Annotated in this window: 1 protein-coding gene; it reads left to right on the forward strand. The window is 65.0% G+C overall.

Annotated elements, in window-relative coordinates:
• Positions 1 to 334, forward strand: a 334-nt coding sequence (locus NX774_RS23305; protein ID WP_258824686.1) for a cadherin-like domain-containing protein, incomplete at both ends; no start/stop codon positions are given.

Here is a 334-nt window from a genome sequence, read left to right on the forward strand (position 1 = left end):
CACCACGGCGGAGATCAACCTCGGCCACCTGCGCTTTGTGCCGGTGGCCGATGCCAACGGCGATCCGTACACCACCTTTACCTACAAGGTGTATGACAACGCCAGCGCTGCCTCCGCAGACGCGACGATGACCGTCAAAGTCACACCGGTGAACGACCTGCCGGTGGCTGCCGACGGAACGATCACGACCAACGAAGACACCAGGGCGACTGGCAACCTGCCGGCAGCGACTGACGTCGAGCACGACGCGGTCACCTATGCCAGTGCGACCGGCCCGTCGCACGGCACGCTGGTCGTCAATACCGACGGCAGCTACCAGTACACCCCGGCAGCC

The sequence above is a fragment of the Massilia agilis genome (assembly GCF_024756255.1).
In the GTDB taxonomy this organism is placed as follows: domain Bacteria; phylum Pseudomonadota; class Gammaproteobacteria; order Burkholderiales; family Burkholderiaceae_D; genus Telluria; species Telluria agilis.